The organism is Shewanella oneidensis MR-1, from assembly GCF_000146165.2.
GTDB lineage: Bacteria > Pseudomonadota > Gammaproteobacteria > Enterobacterales > Shewanellaceae > Shewanella > Shewanella oneidensis.
Genome location: NC_004347.2, coordinates 959490 through 977226 on the forward strand (window position 1 = coordinate 959490; position 17737 = coordinate 977226).

Here is a 17737-nt window from a genome sequence, read left to right on the forward strand (position 1 = left end):
AAAAAGTCCTATTGGGGATGGCCAGGCAAGATTGTGATGAATTTTCGTTTGCGTCGCTTCGCTATGTAGGGGAAAATATGCATCCAAATTGCCCGCTAGACCCCCACAAATTAAGCAGGAGAGAGCATGTCTTCCCGTAAAGTACTCGCCAACGCAATCCGTGCGTTAAGTATGGATGCAGTTCAAAAAGCAAACTCAGGCCACCCTGGCGCCCCAATGGGCATGGCAGATATTGCTGAAGTGCTGTGGAATGATTTCCTTAAGCACAACCCGAACAATCCGAAATGGGTAGATAGAGATCGCTTTATCCTCTCTAACGGTCACGGCTCTATGCTGATCTACTCTTTATTACACCTCACTGGCTACGATCTGCCAATGGATGAACTGAAGCAATTCCGTCAGTTACATTCTAAAACCCCAGGTCACCCAGAATATGGTTACACCCCAGGTGTTGAAACCACAACGGGTCCATTAGGTGCGGGGATCAGCAACGCTGTGGGTATGGCGATTGCAGAAAAAACCTTAGCGGCACAGTTTAACCGTGAAGGTCACGAGATTGTTGACCACTACACTTACTGCTTCCTCGGCGATGGTTGCTTGATGGAAGGTATTTCCCACGAAGCTTGTTCTCTGGCAGGTACCTTAGGCTTAGGCAAACTGATCGCATTTTGGGATGACAACGGCATCTCTATCGACGGCCATGTTGAAGGCTGGTTTACTGATGACACGCCAAAACGTTTCGAATCATATGGCTGGCACGTAATTGCTAACGTCGATGGTCACGACAGCGATGCGATTCGCGCGGCTATTGAAGCGGCAAAAGCCGTGACCGACAAACCAACCATGATCTGCTGCAAAACCATTATCGGTTTTGGTTCGCCAAACAAATCTGGCAGCCACGATTGCCACGGCGCACCATTAGGTGATGCGGAAATCGCCGCTGCCCGTGAATTCTTAGGCTGGCCACATGCGCCATTCGAAATCCCTGCCGACGTATACGCAGGTTGGGATGCCAAAGACGCGGGAGCTGCCCGTGAAGCCGCATGGAACGACAAGTTTGCCGCTTATGCTGCTGCTTACCCAGAATTAGCTGCTGAATACGAGCGTCGCGTTCTGAAAGGTGAATTACCAGCCGATTTCGAAGCTAAAGCCCAAGCCTTTATCCAAGAATGCCAAGCCAAAGGCGAAGGTATTGCGAGCCGTAAAGCGTCACAAAACGCGATTGCAGCTTTCGGTGCGATTCTACCTGAACTGTTAGGCGGCAGTGCTGACTTAGCAGGTTCTAACCTGACCTTGTGGGCAGGTTCTAAAGGGATTCAAGATGATCCAGCGGGTAACTACGTGTACTACGGTGTGCGTGAGTTTGGTATGAGTGGCATCATGAACGGTGTGTCTCTGCACGGTGGTTTCATCAACTACGGCGCGACTTTCATGATGTTTATGGAATACGCACGTAACGCTGTACGTATGTCTGCACTGATGGGTATTCAAAACATCTTCGTTTACACCCATGACTCTATCGGTCAAGGTGAAGACGGCCAACTCACCAACCCGTTTGAGCAATTAGCTAACTTGCGTATGACGCCAAACATGGCGGTATGGCGCCCCTGTGATGCGGCAGAAACCGCAGTTGCGTGGAAAGCAGCAATTGAACGTCGTCATGCTCCTACATCACTGATCTTCAGCCGTCAAAACCTGAAGGCTCAAGCACGTACTGCTGAGCAATTAGCCAATGTGGCAAAAGGCGCTTACGTACTGCAAGATTGTGCAGCTACGCCTGAGTACATCCTGATCGCTACCGGTAGCGAAGTACAATTAGCGATGGAAGCAGCTGCGACTCTGACTGAACAAGGCAAGCAAGTGCGTGTGGTTTCTATGCCATCAAACACTGAGTTTGATAAGCAAGATGCAGCGTACAAAGAATCTGTACTGCCAAAAGCCGTGACTAAGCGTATCGCTATTGAAGCGGCCCATACTGACTTCTGGTACAAGTATGTTGGTTTCGAAGGCACGGTTGTGGGCATGACCACCTTCGGTGAGTCTGCGCCAGGCAACGTGCTACTGAAGCACTTCGGTTTCACCGTTGAAAATGTGCTGAACGCTGCAAAATCACTAGGCTAATTGTTTAGGTGATGGGATTACCGACAAAAGGTTAAACTTTTGAAAGGTTAATCTGTATAATGCGGCCTGCAATCGTTTGCAGGCCGTTTTTGTATATGCAGTATTGTTAAGAGGAAATAAAGACCTCAATGATCCGAGTCGCAATCAATGGTTATGGTCGTATTGGCCGCTCAATCCTTCGCGCTTTATATGAGTCAGGAAAACGCCAGCAAATCCAAATTGTCGCAATCAATGAGTTGGCTAAGCCTGAAGCCATTATTCATCTGACCCAGTACGATACTACCCACGGGCGGTTTCAGCCCAGAGTCAAATTAGTCGATGGGCAGATGCAGATCGGCGACGATACCATCAAGATTTTTCACGAGCCGGATCCGGCAAAACTTCCTTGGCGTGAGCTGGATATTGATATCGTTTATGAAGCCACTGGCGCCATTTTAGATCGCCAAAGCTGCGAAGCACATATCCACGCGGGTGCCAAACAAGTCTTAATTAGTCATCCTTCATCGGCCGATGTCGACGGCACTATCGTTTACGGTGTGAACCACGATCTATTGCGCGCCGAGCATACCGTGGTCTCTAATGCCTCATGTACCACCAACTGTATCGTGCCTGTGATTGATGTACTCGATAAACACTTTGGCGTGAAAAGTGGCGCGATTACCACCATCCATTCAGCGATGAACGATCAGCAAGTGATTGATGCCTATCATGATGACTTACGCCGCACCCGAGCGGCTGGGCAGTCGATTATTCCCGTTGATACTAAACTTGCCCGCGGTATTGAGCGGATTTTGCCGCACATGAAGGACAAATTTGAGGCGATTTCGGTGCGTGTTCCCACGATCAACGTAACAGCTATCGATCTTTCGGTAACATTAGATAAAACAGTGGATATTGCGACCGTCAATCAAGTGTTAGAATTGGCCGCCAATGGACGATTTAACGGCATCTTAGGCTATACTGACGAGCCGCTGGTATCCTGTGATTTTAACCATGATCCGCGCTCCAGTATTGTCGATGGCACCCAGACTCGAGTCAGCGCTGGGCAGTTAGTCAAATTGCTGCTGTGGTGCGATAACGAGTGGGGCTTTGCCAATCGCATGTTAGATACCAGTTTGGCGATGATTGCAGCTAAACAAAGCTGAAGATAAGAATTGATACCAATGGGTTAAACTGTGGGTCGCCAATTCGACGGGATGTCGAGTGCCGAATCGCTATCTACACTAACCGATTGATGAAAAACCAGTTTGTTTTTTGATTATAAAAGGAAGCGTTACCATGGCAATTATCAATATGTCAGATTTAGATCTCCAAGGTAAGCGAGTGCTTATTCGTGAAGATCTCAATGTGCCTGTCAGCAATGGCGTCGTCACCAGTGATGCGCGCCTTAGAGCCTCTCTCCCCACTATCGAGTTAGCCCTTGCCAAAGGCGCGGCGGTAATGGTGATGTCTCACTTGGGTCGTCCAACCGAAGGTGAGTACAACAGCGAATTTTCCATGCAACCTGTGGTCGATTACTTGGCCAAAGCCCTGTCTTGTCCTGTGCGCTTAGCGACCGACTACTTAGACGGCGTTGAAGTGGCTGTAGGTGAAGTGGTGGTGTTTGAAAACGTTCGCTTCAATAAAGGCGAGAAGAAAAACGACGAAGCGTTATCTAAGAAGATGGCAGCGTTATGTGATGTGTATGTGATGGATGCTTTCGGCACGGCTCACCGCGCAGAAGCCTCAACGAATGGCGTTGGTTTATACGCGCCAATTGCTTGTGCTGGTCCATTACTGGCGCAAGAGTTAGATGCTTTAGGTAAGGCGTTAGATAATCCAGCGCGTCCATTAGTGGCAATCGTTGGTGGCTCTAAAGTGTCGACTAAGCTCACCGTATTAGAAAGCTTATCAGGCATTGTGGATCAATTAGTGGTTGGTGGTGGTATCGCTAACACCTTTATCGCTGCGGCGGGCCACAACGTGGGTAAATCCTTATACGAAGCGGATTTAATTGATGAAGCTAAGCGCTTAGTGGCGAACGCGCAAAGCCGCGGTGGCGATATTCCCGTACCTACCGATGTGGTTGTGGCGGGTGAGTTTAGCCCAACGGCAGCTGCTACCTTAAAAGCAGTGAGTGATGTTGGCGATAGCGATATGATTTTCGACATCGGCCCCGACAGTGCCGAAGCGTTAGCGAAAATCATTGAGTCTGCTGGCACTATCGTATGGAACGGCCCAGTTGGTGTGTTCGAGTTTGACCAATTCGGTGAAGGCACTAAGCGCATCGCTCACGCGATTGCGGATTCCAAAGCCTTCTCTATCGCTGGCGGTGGTGACACCTTGGCGGCGGTCGATAAATACGGTATCGCCGATAAAGTTTCTTATATCTCTACGGGCGGTGGCGCTTTCCTCGAGTTCCTCGAAGGTAAAGAGTTACCTGCTGTAGCTATGCTAAAAAAACGTGGTGCTTAACATTTAGTTAGGTATTGCGCCATCGCGGCACTGCGCCGCGATGGCACGAAAAAATGATAAAAAAATTATAAAAAAACCGCTCATTCTCTAAAGGGATTTAAACATCACTAGAGCGATTGAGCATAAAAATCCATCCAAACGATAGCGACCTCGGTGACGGAACTCACCCTATTATTGGAGTTAAAAAATGGCGTTAATTTCCCTACGACAACTACTCGATCACGCGGCAGAACATGGATACGGTGTGCCAGCGTTCAACGTAAATAACCTTGAGCAAATGCGCGCCATCATGCAGGCCGCAGAAGCCACTGATAGCCCTGTTATCGTGCAAGCCTCTGCGGGTGCGCGTAAATATGCCCGTCCTCAGTTCTTAAAATACCTGATGACCGCAGCGCTTGAGCAGTATCCCGATATCCCAGTCTGTATTCACCAAGACCACGGTACTGACCCTGATATCTGTCAGCGTTCAATTCAACTTGGTATGTCCTCAGTGATGATGGACGGATCATTAATGGCCGATGGTAAAACCCCTGCGTCTTACGAGTACAACGTTGATGTCACTCGTAGAACCGTTGCATTCGCCCACGCCTGTGGTGTGTCTGTAGAGGGTGAAATCGGTTGTTTAGGTAGCTTAGAAACCGGTACTGCCGGTGAAGAAGACGGTGTGGGCGCAGAAGGCGTATTAAGCCACGACCAACTGCTGACCAGCCCAGAAGAAGCCGCCCGCTTTGTTGCCGATACCCATGTTGACGCGCTGGCGATTGCGATTGGTACCAGCCACGGTGCATACAAGTTCAGTCGTAAACCGACGGGTGATGTACTGCGTATCGACCGTATCAAAGAAATCCATGCCCGCATTCCTAACACTCATTTAGTGATGCATGGTTCATCTTCAGTGCCACAAGAATGGCTTAAGATCATCAACCAATACGGTGGTCAAATTCCTGAAACTTACGGCGTGCCATTAGAAGAAATCGTTGAAGGTATCAAACACGGCGTGCGTAAAGTGAACATCGATACCGACCTGCGTTTAGCCTCTACCGGCGCGGTACGTAAATACTTGGCAGAACACCCAAGCGAGTTCGACCCACGTAAGTTCCTGAAAGCCTCTATGGAAGCGATGGCAGACATCTGTACTGTTCGTTACGAAGCCTTCGGTTGTGCGGGTCAGGCTTCTAAGATTAAGCCTTTGTCTTTACAAGCAATGTACAAAGCTTACCAATCAGGTGCCTTAGATCCTAAGATCAATCTGTAAGCCTTAAATCACTTTTCAGAGCCCGCTAATCAGCGGGCTTTTTTATGCAAAAAAATCGATGAATTTTTATTTTTCAATCGTAAATGTTAGAATTACGCAGATTTTTAGGGGATTAAACGGAACAGGAACGGATATACATGAAGAAAGTACTGACCGCGGCACTATTGATGACGGCGCCATTTATGGCGAATGCGGGAGCTGATTTTGTTAAAGGTGATAAGACATTTGCAGGCGAAGCCGAGCTAGGTGCTACCTTAACCACAGGCAATACTGACACCTCATCTTACAAAGGTCGCTTAAACTTCAAACACGAATTAGGTGACTGGGAAAACCAATATCTTTTAGAAGGTTTATATAAAGAAGATACGGGTGCTGTGACCGCTAAGCGTTATTTAGCCGGTGCGCAGGGCAACTATAAGATGAATGACCGCAGTTATTGGTTTGCCAATGCTAATTACGAAGTTGATCCCTTTACCGGTTATGACTACACCCTATCGGGTGCAACGGGTTATGGTCATAGACTCTTGGACACCAGCAAGACTTTCTTAGATGTTGAAATCGGTCCCGGTTATATCTATCAACGCCTTGATTCAGAACAGGCCCTGCTAGAAGGCACTGATTCCAATGACAGCGTTGTTGCCCACGGCGTGATTAACTTCGAAACTGAAATTACTGAAACCTCGAAATTCCAGCAACGTTTTGTGGCCGACTATGGTGAAAAATTAGACGCGCGCTCGGAAACTTCACTCACAGCCAATATTATTGGTGCCTTGGCGATGAAGTTTGCCATTATCGTACGTTATAACAGTGAGCCACTGGACGATAAAAAGAGCACCGATACCGAAACGAATATGACTTTGCTCTACTCGTTCTAATCAATGTGATTGCTATCAACATAAAAGCACCGAAAGGTGCTTTTTTATTGGCTATTTTTAGACTAACTTGAAATAAAGTTAGTAAAGTCTTTATTAGGTTTATCTGTAGTTATACAAAAATTAATGTTTTAAGAGCCTTTCGTTATCAGGAAATGCATAGAAAGTTGCGTTTTGTCAAAATTTACAGAACACGACCTATGGTAATTTGCGAACTAATTTCCCTTGCAGAGATCAACTTTGATGAAATTACAGCGGTGGTTTAGAAACAGTGGCGTGGCGTTGTTAAGCCTATGCTGCGTGGCAATATTGAGCGGATTCTCACCCGCAGTTTGGGCGATGACCGAAGGAGGTGAACGGCTCGATTTAACCGCTGCAACAGTGGGTTATATTGCCGTGTGTGTTTTTGTTCTCGCCTATTTATTGGTGATGGCTGAAGAGACGCTGCATCTGCGTAAATCCAAACCTGTGTTGGTCGCAGCAGGCATTATTTGGGGCATGATAGGTTTTGTGTATGTGCAAAATGGTATGTCAGAGGTTTCTGAGACGGCCTTTAAGCACAATTTATTAGAATATGCCGAGTTATTACTCTTCTTATTGGTGGCGATGACCTATATCAATGCCATGGAAGAACGTAATTTATTCGATGCCATCCGCGGCTGGTTAGTGGGACGTGGTTTTAGCTTGCGAACCGTTTTTTGGCTAACTGGCTTTATGGCTTTCTTCATTTCGCCCGTGGCTGATAACTTAACAACGGCGTTATTAATGTGCGCTGTGGTGATGAAAGTTGGGGCTGGACAGCGAAAATTCATTACACTCGCTTGTATTAATATTGTGGTGGCGGCCAATGCGGGCGGTACATTTAGTCCCTTTGGAGATATCACTACCTTGATGGTTTGGCAAAAGGGGTTAGTGCATTTTGCAGATTTCTTCTATCTGTTTATTCCTGCGCTAGTCAATTTTGCCTTACCTGCCGCGATCATGAGTATATTTATTCCGCACTATGTGCCTCAGCCTGAAAAAGAGCAGGTTTACACTAAACCTGGAGCTAAACGTATCGTCGCACTCTTCTTGTTGACAATTGCTACCGCGGTGTGTGCTCACTCCTTCCTTGGAATGCCGCCCGTGCTTGGGATGATGACAGGTCTTGGTTTCTTACAATTCTTTGGTTATTACCTGCGTAAGACCTTTGATCGCTCCGTTGCCCGTGAACGTGCCAAGGCAGAATTGCGTCAGGATGAGCAACGTCTTCTGCAGCTTGGTAGTGTGGTGCCCTTCGATGTGTTTAGCCGGATCTCCCGCGCTGAATGGGATACCTTGCTGTTCTTCTACGGTGTGGTTTTGTGTGTTGGCGGCCTTGGTTTTATGGGGTATTTGAGCTTAGTGTCTGAGGCGCTATATTCCAACTGGGATGCGACCTATGCCAACGTGGCTATCGGTCTGTTGTCTTCGGTTGTTGATAATATCCCGGTGATGTTTGCTGTGTTGACGATGAACCCAGAGATGGCCCTAGGCCAATGGTTACTGGTAACGTTAACCGCAGGGGTAGGGGGCAGTTTATTGTCAATTGGCAGTGCTGCAGGAGTTGCGTTAATGGGACAAGCGAGGGGGATTTACACCTTTGGTGCCCATTTGCGTTGGACACCTGTCATTGCACTGGGTTATGTCGCGAGCATTTTAGTACATATGTGGCTCAATGCTGCAATGTTCTAAAAATAAATGAAACATCTTGTATCTTGATGATTTTTTAGCATTTAATTTTTTATTGATGTAATTCACAGATTATTAATCTGGTAAAGATAGGTGCTTTCGAATCACTGCGTTGTTTAAGTTCAAATTGTATACTCGGCTCCAAGTAAAATGGTGAGAGGAGCCGAGATGCAAATTGGTGATTGTTGGTTTGATGCGCATGAACATTTGTTAGTTGATGCCTCTGGTTGTCGTTGGATGCTGAGTGTCGACGAGTATCAAGTGCTGAGTGTATTGGCTAAGAATCAAGGAAAGGTGGTTTCCCGCTTTGAATTAATTCAGCTATTGTCATCCTATGGTAAGGATTCCTCTTGCTGTGATGATATTCTCTATGATGTTATCAAGCGCTTACGCACCATATTAGGGAAAAAACCATACTCTCTACTCGATACAGTGAGAGGCGAGGGATTTATTCTTTATTCTTCATCACCTTCTACTCACCATAAGTTGCTCGACTCCCCAACATATCAAATCAATCCGATACAGTTTGCGCTCGTGATACTTGTCACCCTAGTCACCCTTTGTGGGATTGGCATGCATATCACTCACCCCACAGAGATTGCGCCTAATTTTCGTCAGCAGATCCGGATGGCTAATGGTTCATCCTCTGAGGTTCGGTTTTACACGGGACAGAATTATGGCGTGGAGATGAAATCCCTCGTTAAGCAAATGATGGGACAAATCGAGGCGTGTGCTGTTTTCCCTTGGCAATCAATTGCGGCGAATGTCTCTGCAGATCGCAAGCTTATCAGCTTTATCTTAAGGGGTAATCGTGATAATGGTCTAAAATATCAAACGGTTAAGCTAATGTCTGACAACTTTATCCTCGATACCTCGCAGCCAGATTGGCTAACGCTTACGGGGATTTGTCGCTAAAATGACAGCCAATATTTTCGCATTTAGCCGCTTTAAGCCTTGGCAACTCCTGTTGGTCGTGATGCTTGGACTTGGGATATTGATCTACGGATATGCCGCGAGTTTTAGCCATAAAAGTTTGAACTTAAACTGCCAGGCTCAGCTGTATCAACCGCCTTTTTTGGATGCCACCTCGTCTTCATTGCATCATTCATTAGCGCTTACCGTTCGAGTGCAGGGCAAAAAAGTGAATTTAAATTATCGTTACGGCAGTAATGCTAAGGAGCTTGCGTCCATTAATTACTCTGGCGTAGTTAAAAATTTTGAGATTGGCTCAATGACTTATCAATTTGATTTGGCTCAGGCAAACGTCAAAATGGATTTGCTACAGACAGAGTTCCCTGAACCCATGCGAGATGATGTTCAACGTTCAAGGGCGGCATTAATAGCGCTGGGGACAATGAGCCTTAATATGCAAATAGTGGATATTAATCGTCTCGATGACTATACCCTGATTAAATTTACCCCCAGTGATAATTTATGGGCATGCAGTAGTCGCTAATAACAATATAGGCATCCAACTCCTCCTTGAAGTGGATGCCTATCTATTGGGATGCGATGAAAGGGATTACAACGGAGCGACAGGGACTAATGCCAGTTCATTATTGGCTTTCGTACCATAGATCTGAATCGCGACTTTAATTTGGGACACTGCGCCACTCGGATCCTTTGACTGCCAATCGAGTCCTGCTATTTCAAACTGATATTGACCATTTTTTACCTCAGTCAACTTACCACTGCACTCACCTTTGCTTTGGCAACGATAGTTTTGAACGACATGCCAACGCTTCCATGCTTTGGGATTTGGCGAAGATTTATTTTTGTCAGTAAAGCCAAAATAATAAATATCGTAGTTTTTTGCTGTGATAATCGCCGCTTGATTAGCATCTGTCAGCGAAAATACCAAGGTACCTGTATTGGGATCAAATTGCTCTACAGCCAGATTAATCTGTGCTGCTTCGTCAATACTCACGGTTTTTTCAACTGGCGGTGGTGGCGGCGGAGGGGTTTTTTCCTCGGATGTATTATCGTCACTACCACAGCCCACTAGGGCAAGCGTTCCTAGGGTTAATGCAAGTAATGGGTATTTCATCACTGCCTCCTTAATTGAAATGTCCAGTGTGGCAAGTGGTGCATTCCATATCGGTTTTAACGCTTGCCGCAGATCCTAAAGTGCCACTGCTGCCATGGCAGACTTGGCAATCCTGTGCTTCAAGGGAGGGTTTGCTACCAGGTAAAGCGCCAATATTTTCACCCTGATAGGCGCGGTTAAGCAGTTCTACAAGGTGATAAGTCATCGACGCTGATAGGCGGTAGCAGCGCTCAGCTTTTTTAGAAAATGGCAGTCCTGAGGCTCTAGACCAGTTGCTGATAGAAGAGTGGCATAACACGCTCATGGCTTTTGATGAGCTGCCAACAAGGGCGGTTTTTTCCGCAGTGGAACCAATACCAGCGATAAACTCGGGTGACGTTAAGGGTAAGGTGGTGTTTTCATAGTAGCGGAAAGTATTGGCAATCACGGCGTTATTTTGGCCATTAATATCATCTAAGATATTGACTAACATACCAATAGCATTAAGGTTGCCACAAAGCGTACCTTGGCCTGTCACGCCCGCAAAGCCATAACCCGCTAGCGCGGTGGGAATGCTCTTAAACTTGTCTGCATCGGCACTATTTGATTGCGCTAGCATAGTGACTACAGAGTGAAATACTTGGTGCATACAGCCGCCACCTGTTTGGTAAGCGAGTTTAGCAGTGGCCATTGGATCAAGCGGTACGTATTTGAGTTTTTCCCCGAGTGCTAATTGATATTGACCGTCGGCATTGGTCGCTGCAAATGCTGACGTACCCATTAATGTTGCGCCCGCTGCCGCTGTGCTGATGCCGATAATACGAGTTAATGCTTGGCGTCGATTAATGCTCATCATGAATATCCTCTTTTAGTAATTGCTTTTATTTATCAATCAGAAAACTTGGTTGATGAAAGCAATTTTAAGGAGGTAGAAGATAAATAATGTGATTTGAGAGAGAGGATATTCGGCTTATTTTTGAGGGGGACGACGTTGTGTTTTTAATCGTTTTTTAAGGTGAAGTGAGTGAGATTGTTTGGTTTTGATCGATTGTAATGTGAGCGAAGGCACGATATTTGTCGCATTTATGTGAATTTCGGCGGATTTATTAGCCAAAACTGATGCTGTAAATGTCATTTACCTCTGTGAACTAAAGCAGATTTTCATTGCATCGCTGCAACCTAGGGCTTATTTCACGAAATGTAATTATTTGCCCCCTTGGGTTAACGGGATCACAGTAATCATTAGCAGTATTGCATAGACTTAATTCCATGATTTTATAGACTCGGGGTTTTCGATATGCAAGTGGGGAGCTGTTGGTTTGACAAAGACCGTGGCTTGCTTGTCGAACAGGCTCGGAACGAATCTTGGCACCTTCCTCGTGCTGAGCTACAGGTGCTGACTTTACTGGTTGAGCATCAAGGTAAACTGGTCTCAAAGCATGATCTTAAGACTGGTGATGGCGAGCACCCACCGCTAACGGATACTTCACTCGCCCGTGCGGTATTTATGATCCGCTCTTTTTTGGGGCCGCAATATGAAGGGTTGATTGAAACCGTCAAAGGCCAAGGTTATTTGCTGCACAATACCCAAGGGCAGCGGTTAAAAAGTTTTCACTACCACAGATTACAGTCTTTACCCTGGTGGAGTGTGCTGCTCGTGTTTGGCTTTATGTTGGCAATTTCAGGTTTTTATCTGAGTCGAATTGACCACAGTGTTCCCACTGAACCTCTATTATCAACCGAATTCCCCTTAGCATCAGGGCAGCATATACGCTTGCACCTTTATGCCAATTCTAAGACCAATAATACCTTGTTATTTGAGTTAGGAGACCGCTTAGGGCAGGGCTTGAGCCTCTGTGAACACAGTGATTGGTCTGAAGTTTACTCTTCACTTTCCCATGATAAACAAGTATTTAATATTACTTTACGAGGTCATAAGCTCGGGCAGTCGGTTATTCGGAATTTGAAGATTAGCGATTTTAGACGCCCTAAAGAGTTTATTGATACTCAGTGGCTACAGGAGGTTGGGATCTGTGGCTAAGTGGCTAAAGTGGACCATCAATCTAACCATTCTCACGGCGCTAATTGTGGCTTGTGGGGTGATTTATCTGCAATCGGTTTCCAATAAGGCGGTGATCCTCAATTGCAGCTCTGAACTTTTTGATCGCCACGCTCAGCGAGCTGACGACGGCAAATACTATCTACTGGTCGATGTGTTGATCTCCTCGGGTAATGCACAGATTAATTACCGTTACTTCAACCTTGATGGTTCCAGTGCAGGCACCATTCTGATGCAGGGCGAAGTGCAAAATATGGAGCTTAATCGGATGGCCTACAACGTGTCGGTTAAAACCAAGACAGAATCAGATGAGGTCGATAAAAAACATTGGCCTGAGCATATGAAGTATCTCTCCTACATCAGTAGCTTACATTTCAGTGAGTCAGGCAGACATAACCTCAGCATTGAAGTACTCGATAGCGATGCTAGCCAAGACTATGCTGTGGTCTTGTTTCAACCCAGCAACACGGTTTGTGGCTGCCGAATCGTCAATAGCCGAATTTAATCAGTGAATTTGCTGCGCTTTCGGTTTAGATTATCTTTTCCATGGTGTTAATGCCGACCCTTGGTTCCAGTCATAAAGGTTTTTGTGTTTAAGATACGTGTCAAACAAGAAGAATCTCTGTCGATTAAGTTCAGCCATCAGATGGAAAAGGGCGATAATCGTCAACTCGACCTCTATTTCTTTTTGCCTAAAGAAATGGGCATAGGCGCGCACACCTTAAACGAAGAAGAGTACTACCATAGCGGCATTGTTGGCCGCCGCTCTTATTACTCCGAGGGCCTACACTTACCGCTGGTACAAGGGCGATTCGCCAGTATGAATCGTCGCACTGTGGAAGAGTTTAGGCTGTACTTAAACTTGTTTGCTTACCAATTTGCGGTGGCGGTTGAAAACGATGTTAAAGAACTCAATCGGATTGCCGATGTGGAGCACTTTTATCTCGCACTCGATGAGCTGTGTGAGCAGATAACCCAACTGCTGAAAAAGTTTCGCCGTAATGAACCGGGCGATCCTAAATGGAAATCCTATTTTGAAAATGCTGATAACTATCTGTCTTGGTTTTGTGAGCAGCAACTGTTAAAAGTGTTAGCCCATGCCACCCGTACCAGCGATTTTTCCGACATTCAGGAGCGAGTGCTCACCCTGTGTCGCAATGAGTCTGCCTATCGCGATGCTAATAACTATAACTCGGCTCAGACTAAGCAAGATCCTAACCGAATTTCAAATAAGATGCTGTTATTAAGACGTTTAATTCAGCAAGGGGTTGTACTTAAAGAAGAATTAAAACCACTGGGCATTGGCCTCAAAAAGTTCACTACGGGGCTTGCCACGGCATTAGTCATGTTGGTGGTGTCGGCGCTGATTATTGAAGCCCAGGGGGTTTTTAGTGGTTTTACCATCGCCCTTGTGTTGACCTTAGCGGTGATTTACGGATTTAGGGAAATCTTTAAGGATGATGTGCGTAATGCCCTATGGCGCTTTATTCAGCGTGGTCGGCCGCGTTGGAGCCGTATCTTAAGGGATACTACCAGTCAGGCGGTTATTGCTAAACAATTAGTGTGGTTGGAGTTTATGCGTCAGCAGGATTTACCTGAAAAGGTGAGTGAAATCCTAAAACATAGGCATAGCCAAAATAAAGTCGATGCCGAGATCTTGCATTACAAGATTGCGACGCGGGTGAATCAAGGGGAGTTTCAGGCGGGTTACTCCACGATTCAAGAGCAAGTTAACTTTAGTTTTGTGCCGTTTGCCCGCTACTTAGAGCGGGGCAAGGCCAAGATTTACAAGGAGCTTGAGGGCAAAATTAGCCATGAGTCAGTCGAGCGCCGTTATCAAGTCAATCTGATTTTAGTGCTGCGTGATGGCCGTGAAGAGCCAGAATACGCCCGCTATAAAATCACCATGAACCGCTCTGCGATTATCGAGATCACCCAAAGCCAGTTGCCCGAATCTTTTAATCCGCCTGTTAAGATGGATGACGAGTAAATGCCTGACCAATATTCTGATCGTTATTCTGCTTTGCTCGTTTGAGTGCTACCTCGGCATTACTGAGGTATTGCTCTAAGCTTTGTCCTTCCTGATAGCTGGCGATGCCGATGCTGATCCCTTCACCTAAGCCGTTGCTGTTGAGTTTTTCGATGGTATTGAGAGCAAAGTGATGCGCCGCGGTAGCATCGGTATCTGGCAATAGCAACAGTAGTTTACCCAGTTGCCAATGGAGTATTTGGTAATGGGTTGGGATCTCAAGTAATAGCTGAACTTCCACTTCCTGCTGGCGATTTTCGAGTTGATCGATATCGCTCATATGGCTCAGCAATCCTTCAGGATTGATGTCCATGACCAGTAGGCTTGAGTTGCTGCGGCTTTGGGGGGACAGTGAGGCAAAATAACGTTCTAAATCTGACAGGTGTTGCAAAATCGTGCTGCGGTGTGGCACAAAATTGCGAGCTTCAGCACCACGTTGGCCGTCGTTAGCTTGTTCTAAAGTACAGATTATGTAGTCTATTTCGCCGTCAGCGGCAACATGGCCCTTCAGTGTTGCCTGTAAACAATTGGAATGGCGAAGATTAGGCGAACTGAGGATCTGCCCTTGCCATTGGCCTTGCATGTTGATTTGGGCGGTGATCCGCTGCCATTGATTGCCTAAATCATTGGCTAATAATGACGCTAAATCATGGTTCAAATCGCCATTGAGCTGCATGAGCTGATCAAATACAGGGTTGATTTTTATCAACTTACCATTGGCATCCGTCAGTGCTGTCGCCACTGTAGTATCGCAGAGTAGCTCGCTTAAGAATGCTTGATTCTGACTGCTAATAATCTCACTGATATCCTCAAGTGTGACTAGCATATTAGGCATACCGCGCCCTAATTTCGGAGCCTGTCGCACATTGACTTTTAGTGTTGAGCCCTTGTCATTTTCGAGGGATAAGTTGCCTGACCATTCGCCCAATCGATGGACTTGTTCGACAATTTGTGTGTGTGTCAGGTCATCGATATTCAGTGCTCGTTGTAGACTTCGGTCCGTCAGTTCGTCTTGTGGAACTTGAGTCGCCTCGGCTGCTTTGGGGTTGGCACTGATAATTCGCGCCTGCTCATTGGCCAAAATAAAGCCAACCTCACTGTTAAATAGTGTATTTGCAACGTCAATACTGTATTGGCGCGAGCGATACTGTAACCGATACATATGGCTCAGTAGAATCACCCAAGCAGCCAGAAAGGTAAGCATTAAGGAGGCGACTATGACGATGTTTTGCCACTGGGAAAACTTTGAGGCGATATCATCGTTACGAATATAAGAGAGTAAAAAATAGTCGCGGCGTAGCTCAGGTTGATTGGTGAGTTCAACTTTGAGGTAAACGAAGGTTGCGTCTTCACCGTGGAACTGGCCAAAGTTGCTCATCGACATTTCTCGCCACAGCGCCGGATAACTCTGGCGTAAACTCGCTCCTAGAGTGTCGGGAATATGGGGTAGCGGCGCCAGCTCGCTCACACCAGCATAGAGTAATCCCTGAGTATCTAGCACTAACATGGGCGATTTATTGCTCGAAAAGGCAGGTTTTATCGCCTCTAACATCTGTACCATCGAATTGTAAGTGATGAGATAGCCCATGGAACTTTGATCGGGTCTTTCCAGCCAAGTCATTTGATACATATAGGGTTCGAGTATGCCATTTAAGGGCACAAACTCTAAGGGCGAGGTAAATACTTCTTTTCCACCTAAATTACGGCTCGAGCCTAGCAGTGCTGCGGGGAGGGCGTCCTGGCTAAAGTTGGCTGGTGTTGCAAACTTATAATTTCCTTGGGGGTCGAAGAGGGCAATTCCAAGCAGTTCGGGAATATGCTGAACGAGTTCTTGCCAACTTTCCTGTAATTTTTGCTGTGAAGCTGGCGTCGGATTTTTAAGATACTGGTTGAGTAATTCATCCTTGGCAAACAACTGCGTGCGAAACTGCTGAAAAGCGACCTTATCGGTGATCAATGTACCTATGGTTTGTAATTCGCTATATCTTTGTGTAGCCCATTCTTCCTGCAACCTTCTTTCACCTAACGTTATGATTAAGTGGGTTAAAATAATCATACCTATCACTAACATCGATAACTGGCTCGCAACGGCTAACATGCGTTGGTGAGACCAATGCAGTCCTTGAGCTAATGAAAGTAGCGATGCGAGTGGTTGTAGGCTTGGATTGTTCTTCAGCATGGGCCGATTTGAGGTTGGTGATCTGTTAATTAGGCTATGTTAACACGAATGAATTGTTACGACAGCGGCAAGTTGCTCAGCGATAAATTTATCACTGAGCAAGTGAGTTAATTCTTGGGGGCTTATGAACGTGAATCCGGTTTTTGGGATTGTTTGTGGCGATATTAGCCGAGCGTGCCTAATACTCTGTGTTTAAACTCGCAGCCAGCAGCCAGCACTTGCTCACGGCAAAGGTCGATATCTACCCCGTCTAATCCTTCAATCGCTGAGACTTGCACTCGCTCAATATAGTGGGGCGCGAGGGCGATAAAGGCATTTACCGCTGCGTAGGAGTCTGCAAGTTTGGGTCGGCAATGCTGATTATAGGCAGCCTCATTATCGGCATTGAGGGAAATAGATAAACCATCAACACACTCCGCTAGTTCGGGCAGAATGTTACGTCTATGCACAAGATTGCCTAATCCATCAGTATTGACCCTAACTCGACCGCCGCGACGTTTGATTTCTTTGGCCACAGCAAGCAGCGTCGAAAGGTTCATGGTCGGCTCGCCATAGCCGCAAAACACATATTCCTCGAAGTCTTCCACATTGCCTAAGAGTGGAATAATTTCCTCGGGTTTGGGTTGATGGGTCAATGCCAATTGATATTCATGGATTTGCTTGCTGCCATTGTGTTTCGGGCAGAATACACAACGCAGAGTGCAGCGGCCGGTGATGTTGAGGTAACGGCTCTTACGAATATCGTAGACCAAGGTTTCGGTGGCACAGGTCTCATTGGTACAGACTTCTGCGGTGGTATTGCCATTGGCTAAGGTTTCACAGGCAATTAGCGGCGCGGATTTTGATTTAGCAGTAAGTGAGTTTGGCATACGAGCGGCTTTATTGGCGTCTTGGCGATAACTTGCCGTGAGTGTAACCAAAGCGCCTAGGGATAACTGCCACGTAGATCGCACTACGCGCTTTCGTTTGAGTTGTCAGTAAAGCAAAAGAGAGCCTAAGCTCTCTTTTTATGGGGCTAGCATGGATTACAGG

At 46.4% G+C, this 17737-nt stretch carries 15 protein-coding genes; 11 read left to right on the forward strand and 4 right to left on the reverse strand.

Features of this window, described 5'->3' with window-relative positions; translation table 11 throughout:
• Nucleotides 1-126: 126 nt before the first annotated feature.
• The 8 genes from tkt (at nucleotide 127) to SO_RS04400 (ending at nucleotide 9868) form a co-directional block, all read left to right on the forward strand.
• Nucleotides 127-2121 (forward strand): transketolase, encoded by a 1995-nt coding sequence (tkt, locus tag SO_RS04365; RefSeq protein ID WP_011071210.1) that lies wholly within the window; start codon nucleotides 127-129, stop codon nucleotides 2119-2121.
• A gap of 128 nt (nucleotides 2122-2249) precedes the next feature.
• A complete protein-coding gene (epd, locus tag SO_RS04370; protein WP_011071211.1) occupies nucleotides 2250-3266 on the forward strand; it encodes an erythrose-4-phosphate dehydrogenase in 1017 nt (338 codons plus the stop codon).
• A 133-nt stretch (nucleotides 3267-3399) separates the two neighbouring features.
• The gene (locus SO_RS04375) at nucleotides 3400-4575 is read left to right on the forward strand and encodes a phosphoglycerate kinase (RefSeq protein WP_011071212.1); all 1176 of its coding nucleotides are present in this window, start codon (nucleotides 3400-3402) and stop codon (nucleotides 4573-4575) included.
• 187 nt (nucleotides 4576-4762) lie between these two features.
• Entirely contained in the window at nucleotides 4763-5830 is a 1068-nt protein-coding gene (gene fba, locus SO_RS04380; RefSeq protein ID WP_011071213.1) for a class II fructose-bisphosphate aldolase, read from the forward strand.
• 137 nt (nucleotides 5831-5967) lie between these two features.
• The gene (locus SO_RS04385; protein WP_011071214.1) at nucleotides 5968-6705 is read left to right on the forward strand and encodes a DUF481 domain-containing protein; all 738 of its coding nucleotides are present in this window, start codon (nucleotides 5968-5970) and stop codon (nucleotides 6703-6705) included.
• A gap of 240 nt (nucleotides 6706-6945) precedes the next feature.
• Nucleotides 6946-8415, forward strand: a complete 1470-nt coding sequence (nhaD, locus tag SO_RS04390; protein WP_011071215.1) for a sodium:proton antiporter NhaD — start codon at nucleotides 6946-6948, stop codon at nucleotides 8413-8415.
• A 165-nt stretch (nucleotides 8416-8580) separates the two neighbouring features.
• The gene (locus tag SO_RS04395) at nucleotides 8581-9327 is read left to right on the forward strand and encodes a winged helix-turn-helix domain-containing protein (RefSeq protein WP_011071216.1); all 747 of its coding nucleotides are present in this window, start codon (nucleotides 8581-8583) and stop codon (nucleotides 9325-9327) included.
• A 1-nt stretch (nucleotide 9328) separates the two neighbouring features.
• Complete coding sequence (locus tag SO_RS04400; protein ID WP_011071217.1) at nucleotides 9329-9868, forward strand: hypothetical protein; 540 nt, start codon at nucleotides 9329-9331, stop codon at nucleotides 9866-9868.
• Between the two features lie 66 nt (nucleotides 9869-9934).
• On the opposite strand, the gene SO_RS04405 is transcribed toward SO_RS04400, so the two are convergent.
• Complete coding sequence (locus tag SO_RS04405) at nucleotides 9935-10459, reverse strand: lipoprotein (RefSeq protein WP_011071218.1); 525 nt, start codon at nucleotides 10457-10459, stop codon at nucleotides 9935-9937.
• A 10-nt stretch (nucleotides 10460-10469) separates the two neighbouring features.
• Entirely contained in the window at nucleotides 10470-11291 is an 822-nt protein-coding gene (locus tag SO_RS04410) for a cytochrome c3 family protein (protein WP_164925828.1), read from the reverse strand.
• 444 nt (nucleotides 11292-11735) lie between these two features.
• Here SO_RS04410 and SO_RS04415 point away from each other — a divergent pair, with 444 nt between their 5' ends.
• From SO_RS04415 to SO_RS04425, 3 genes are all read left to right on the forward strand, one after another.
• A complete protein-coding gene (locus SO_RS04415) occupies nucleotides 11736-12479 on the forward strand; it encodes a winged helix-turn-helix domain-containing protein (RefSeq protein WP_011071220.1) in 744 nt (247 codons plus the stop codon).
• Nucleotides 12472-13002, forward strand: coding sequence for a hypothetical protein (locus SO_RS04420; RefSeq protein WP_011071221.1), 531 nt, complete (start codon nucleotides 12472-12474; stop codon nucleotides 13000-13002). The genes SO_RS04415 and SO_RS04420 overlap by 8 nt, the downstream gene beginning before the upstream one ends.
• Nucleotides 13003-13086: 84 nt before the next feature.
• Entirely contained in the window at nucleotides 13087-14487 is a 1401-nt protein-coding gene (locus tag SO_RS04425) for a hypothetical protein (RefSeq protein ID WP_011071222.1), read from the forward strand.
• Here the strand turns inward: SO_RS04425 and SO_RS04430 are convergent.
• Entirely contained in the window at nucleotides 14468-16705 is a 2238-nt protein-coding gene (locus tag SO_RS04430; RefSeq protein ID WP_011071223.1) for a PAS domain-containing protein, read from the reverse strand. The genes SO_RS04425 and SO_RS04430 overlap by 20 nt on opposite strands.
• 164 nt (nucleotides 16706-16869) lie before the next feature.
• Nucleotides 16870-17574, reverse strand: a complete 705-nt coding sequence (locus SO_RS04435; RefSeq protein ID WP_011071224.1) for a TatD family nuclease-associated radical SAM protein — start codon at nucleotides 17572-17574, stop codon at nucleotides 16870-16872.
• Between the last annotated feature and the right edge of the window lie 163 nt (nucleotides 17575-17737).

Excerpts from the sequence above, each read along its gene's own strand:
- SO_RS04400 (WP_011071217.1), top strand. The coding sequence starts at position 9,329 with ATGACAGCCAATATTTTCGCATTTAGCCGCTTTAAGCCTTGGCAACTC.
- SO_RS04410 (WP_164925828.1), bottom strand. The coding sequence starts at position 11,291 with ATGAGCATTAATCGACGCCAAGCATTAACTCGTATTATCGGCATCAGC.
- SO_RS04415 (WP_011071220.1), top strand. The coding sequence starts at position 11,736 with ATGCAAGTGGGGAGCTGTTGGTTTGACAAAGACCGTGGCTTGCTTGTC.
- tkt (WP_011071210.1), top strand. The coding sequence starts at position 127 with ATGTCTTCCCGTAAAGTACTCGCCAACGCAATCCGTGCGTTAAGTATG.
- epd (WP_011071211.1), top strand. The coding sequence starts at position 2,250 with ATGATCCGAGTCGCAATCAATGGTTATGGTCGTATTGGCCGCTCAATC.
- SO_RS04395 (WP_011071216.1), top strand. The coding sequence starts at position 8,581 with ATGCAAATTGGTGATTGTTGGTTTGATGCGCATGAACATTTGTTAGTT.
- SO_RS04375 (WP_011071212.1), top strand. The coding sequence starts at position 3,400 with ATGGCAATTATCAATATGTCAGATTTAGATCTCCAAGGTAAGCGAGTG.
- fba (WP_011071213.1), top strand. The coding sequence starts at position 4,763 with ATGGCGTTAATTTCCCTACGACAACTACTCGATCACGCGGCAGAACAT.
- SO_RS04435 (WP_011071224.1), bottom strand. The coding sequence starts at position 17,574 with ATGCCAAACTCACTTACTGCTAAATCAAAATCCGCGCCGCTAATTGCC.
- SO_RS04430 (WP_011071223.1), bottom strand. The coding sequence starts at position 16,705 with ATGCTGAAGAACAATCCAAGCCTACAACCACTCGCATCGCTACTTTCA.
- nhaD (WP_011071215.1), top strand. The coding sequence starts at position 6,946 with ATGAAATTACAGCGGTGGTTTAGAAACAGTGGCGTGGCGTTGTTAAGC.
- SO_RS04385 (WP_011071214.1), top strand. The coding sequence starts at position 5,968 with ATGAAGAAAGTACTGACCGCGGCACTATTGATGACGGCGCCATTTATG.
- SO_RS04405 (WP_011071218.1), bottom strand. The coding sequence starts at position 10,459 with ATGAAATACCCATTACTTGCATTAACCCTAGGAACGCTTGCCCTAGTG.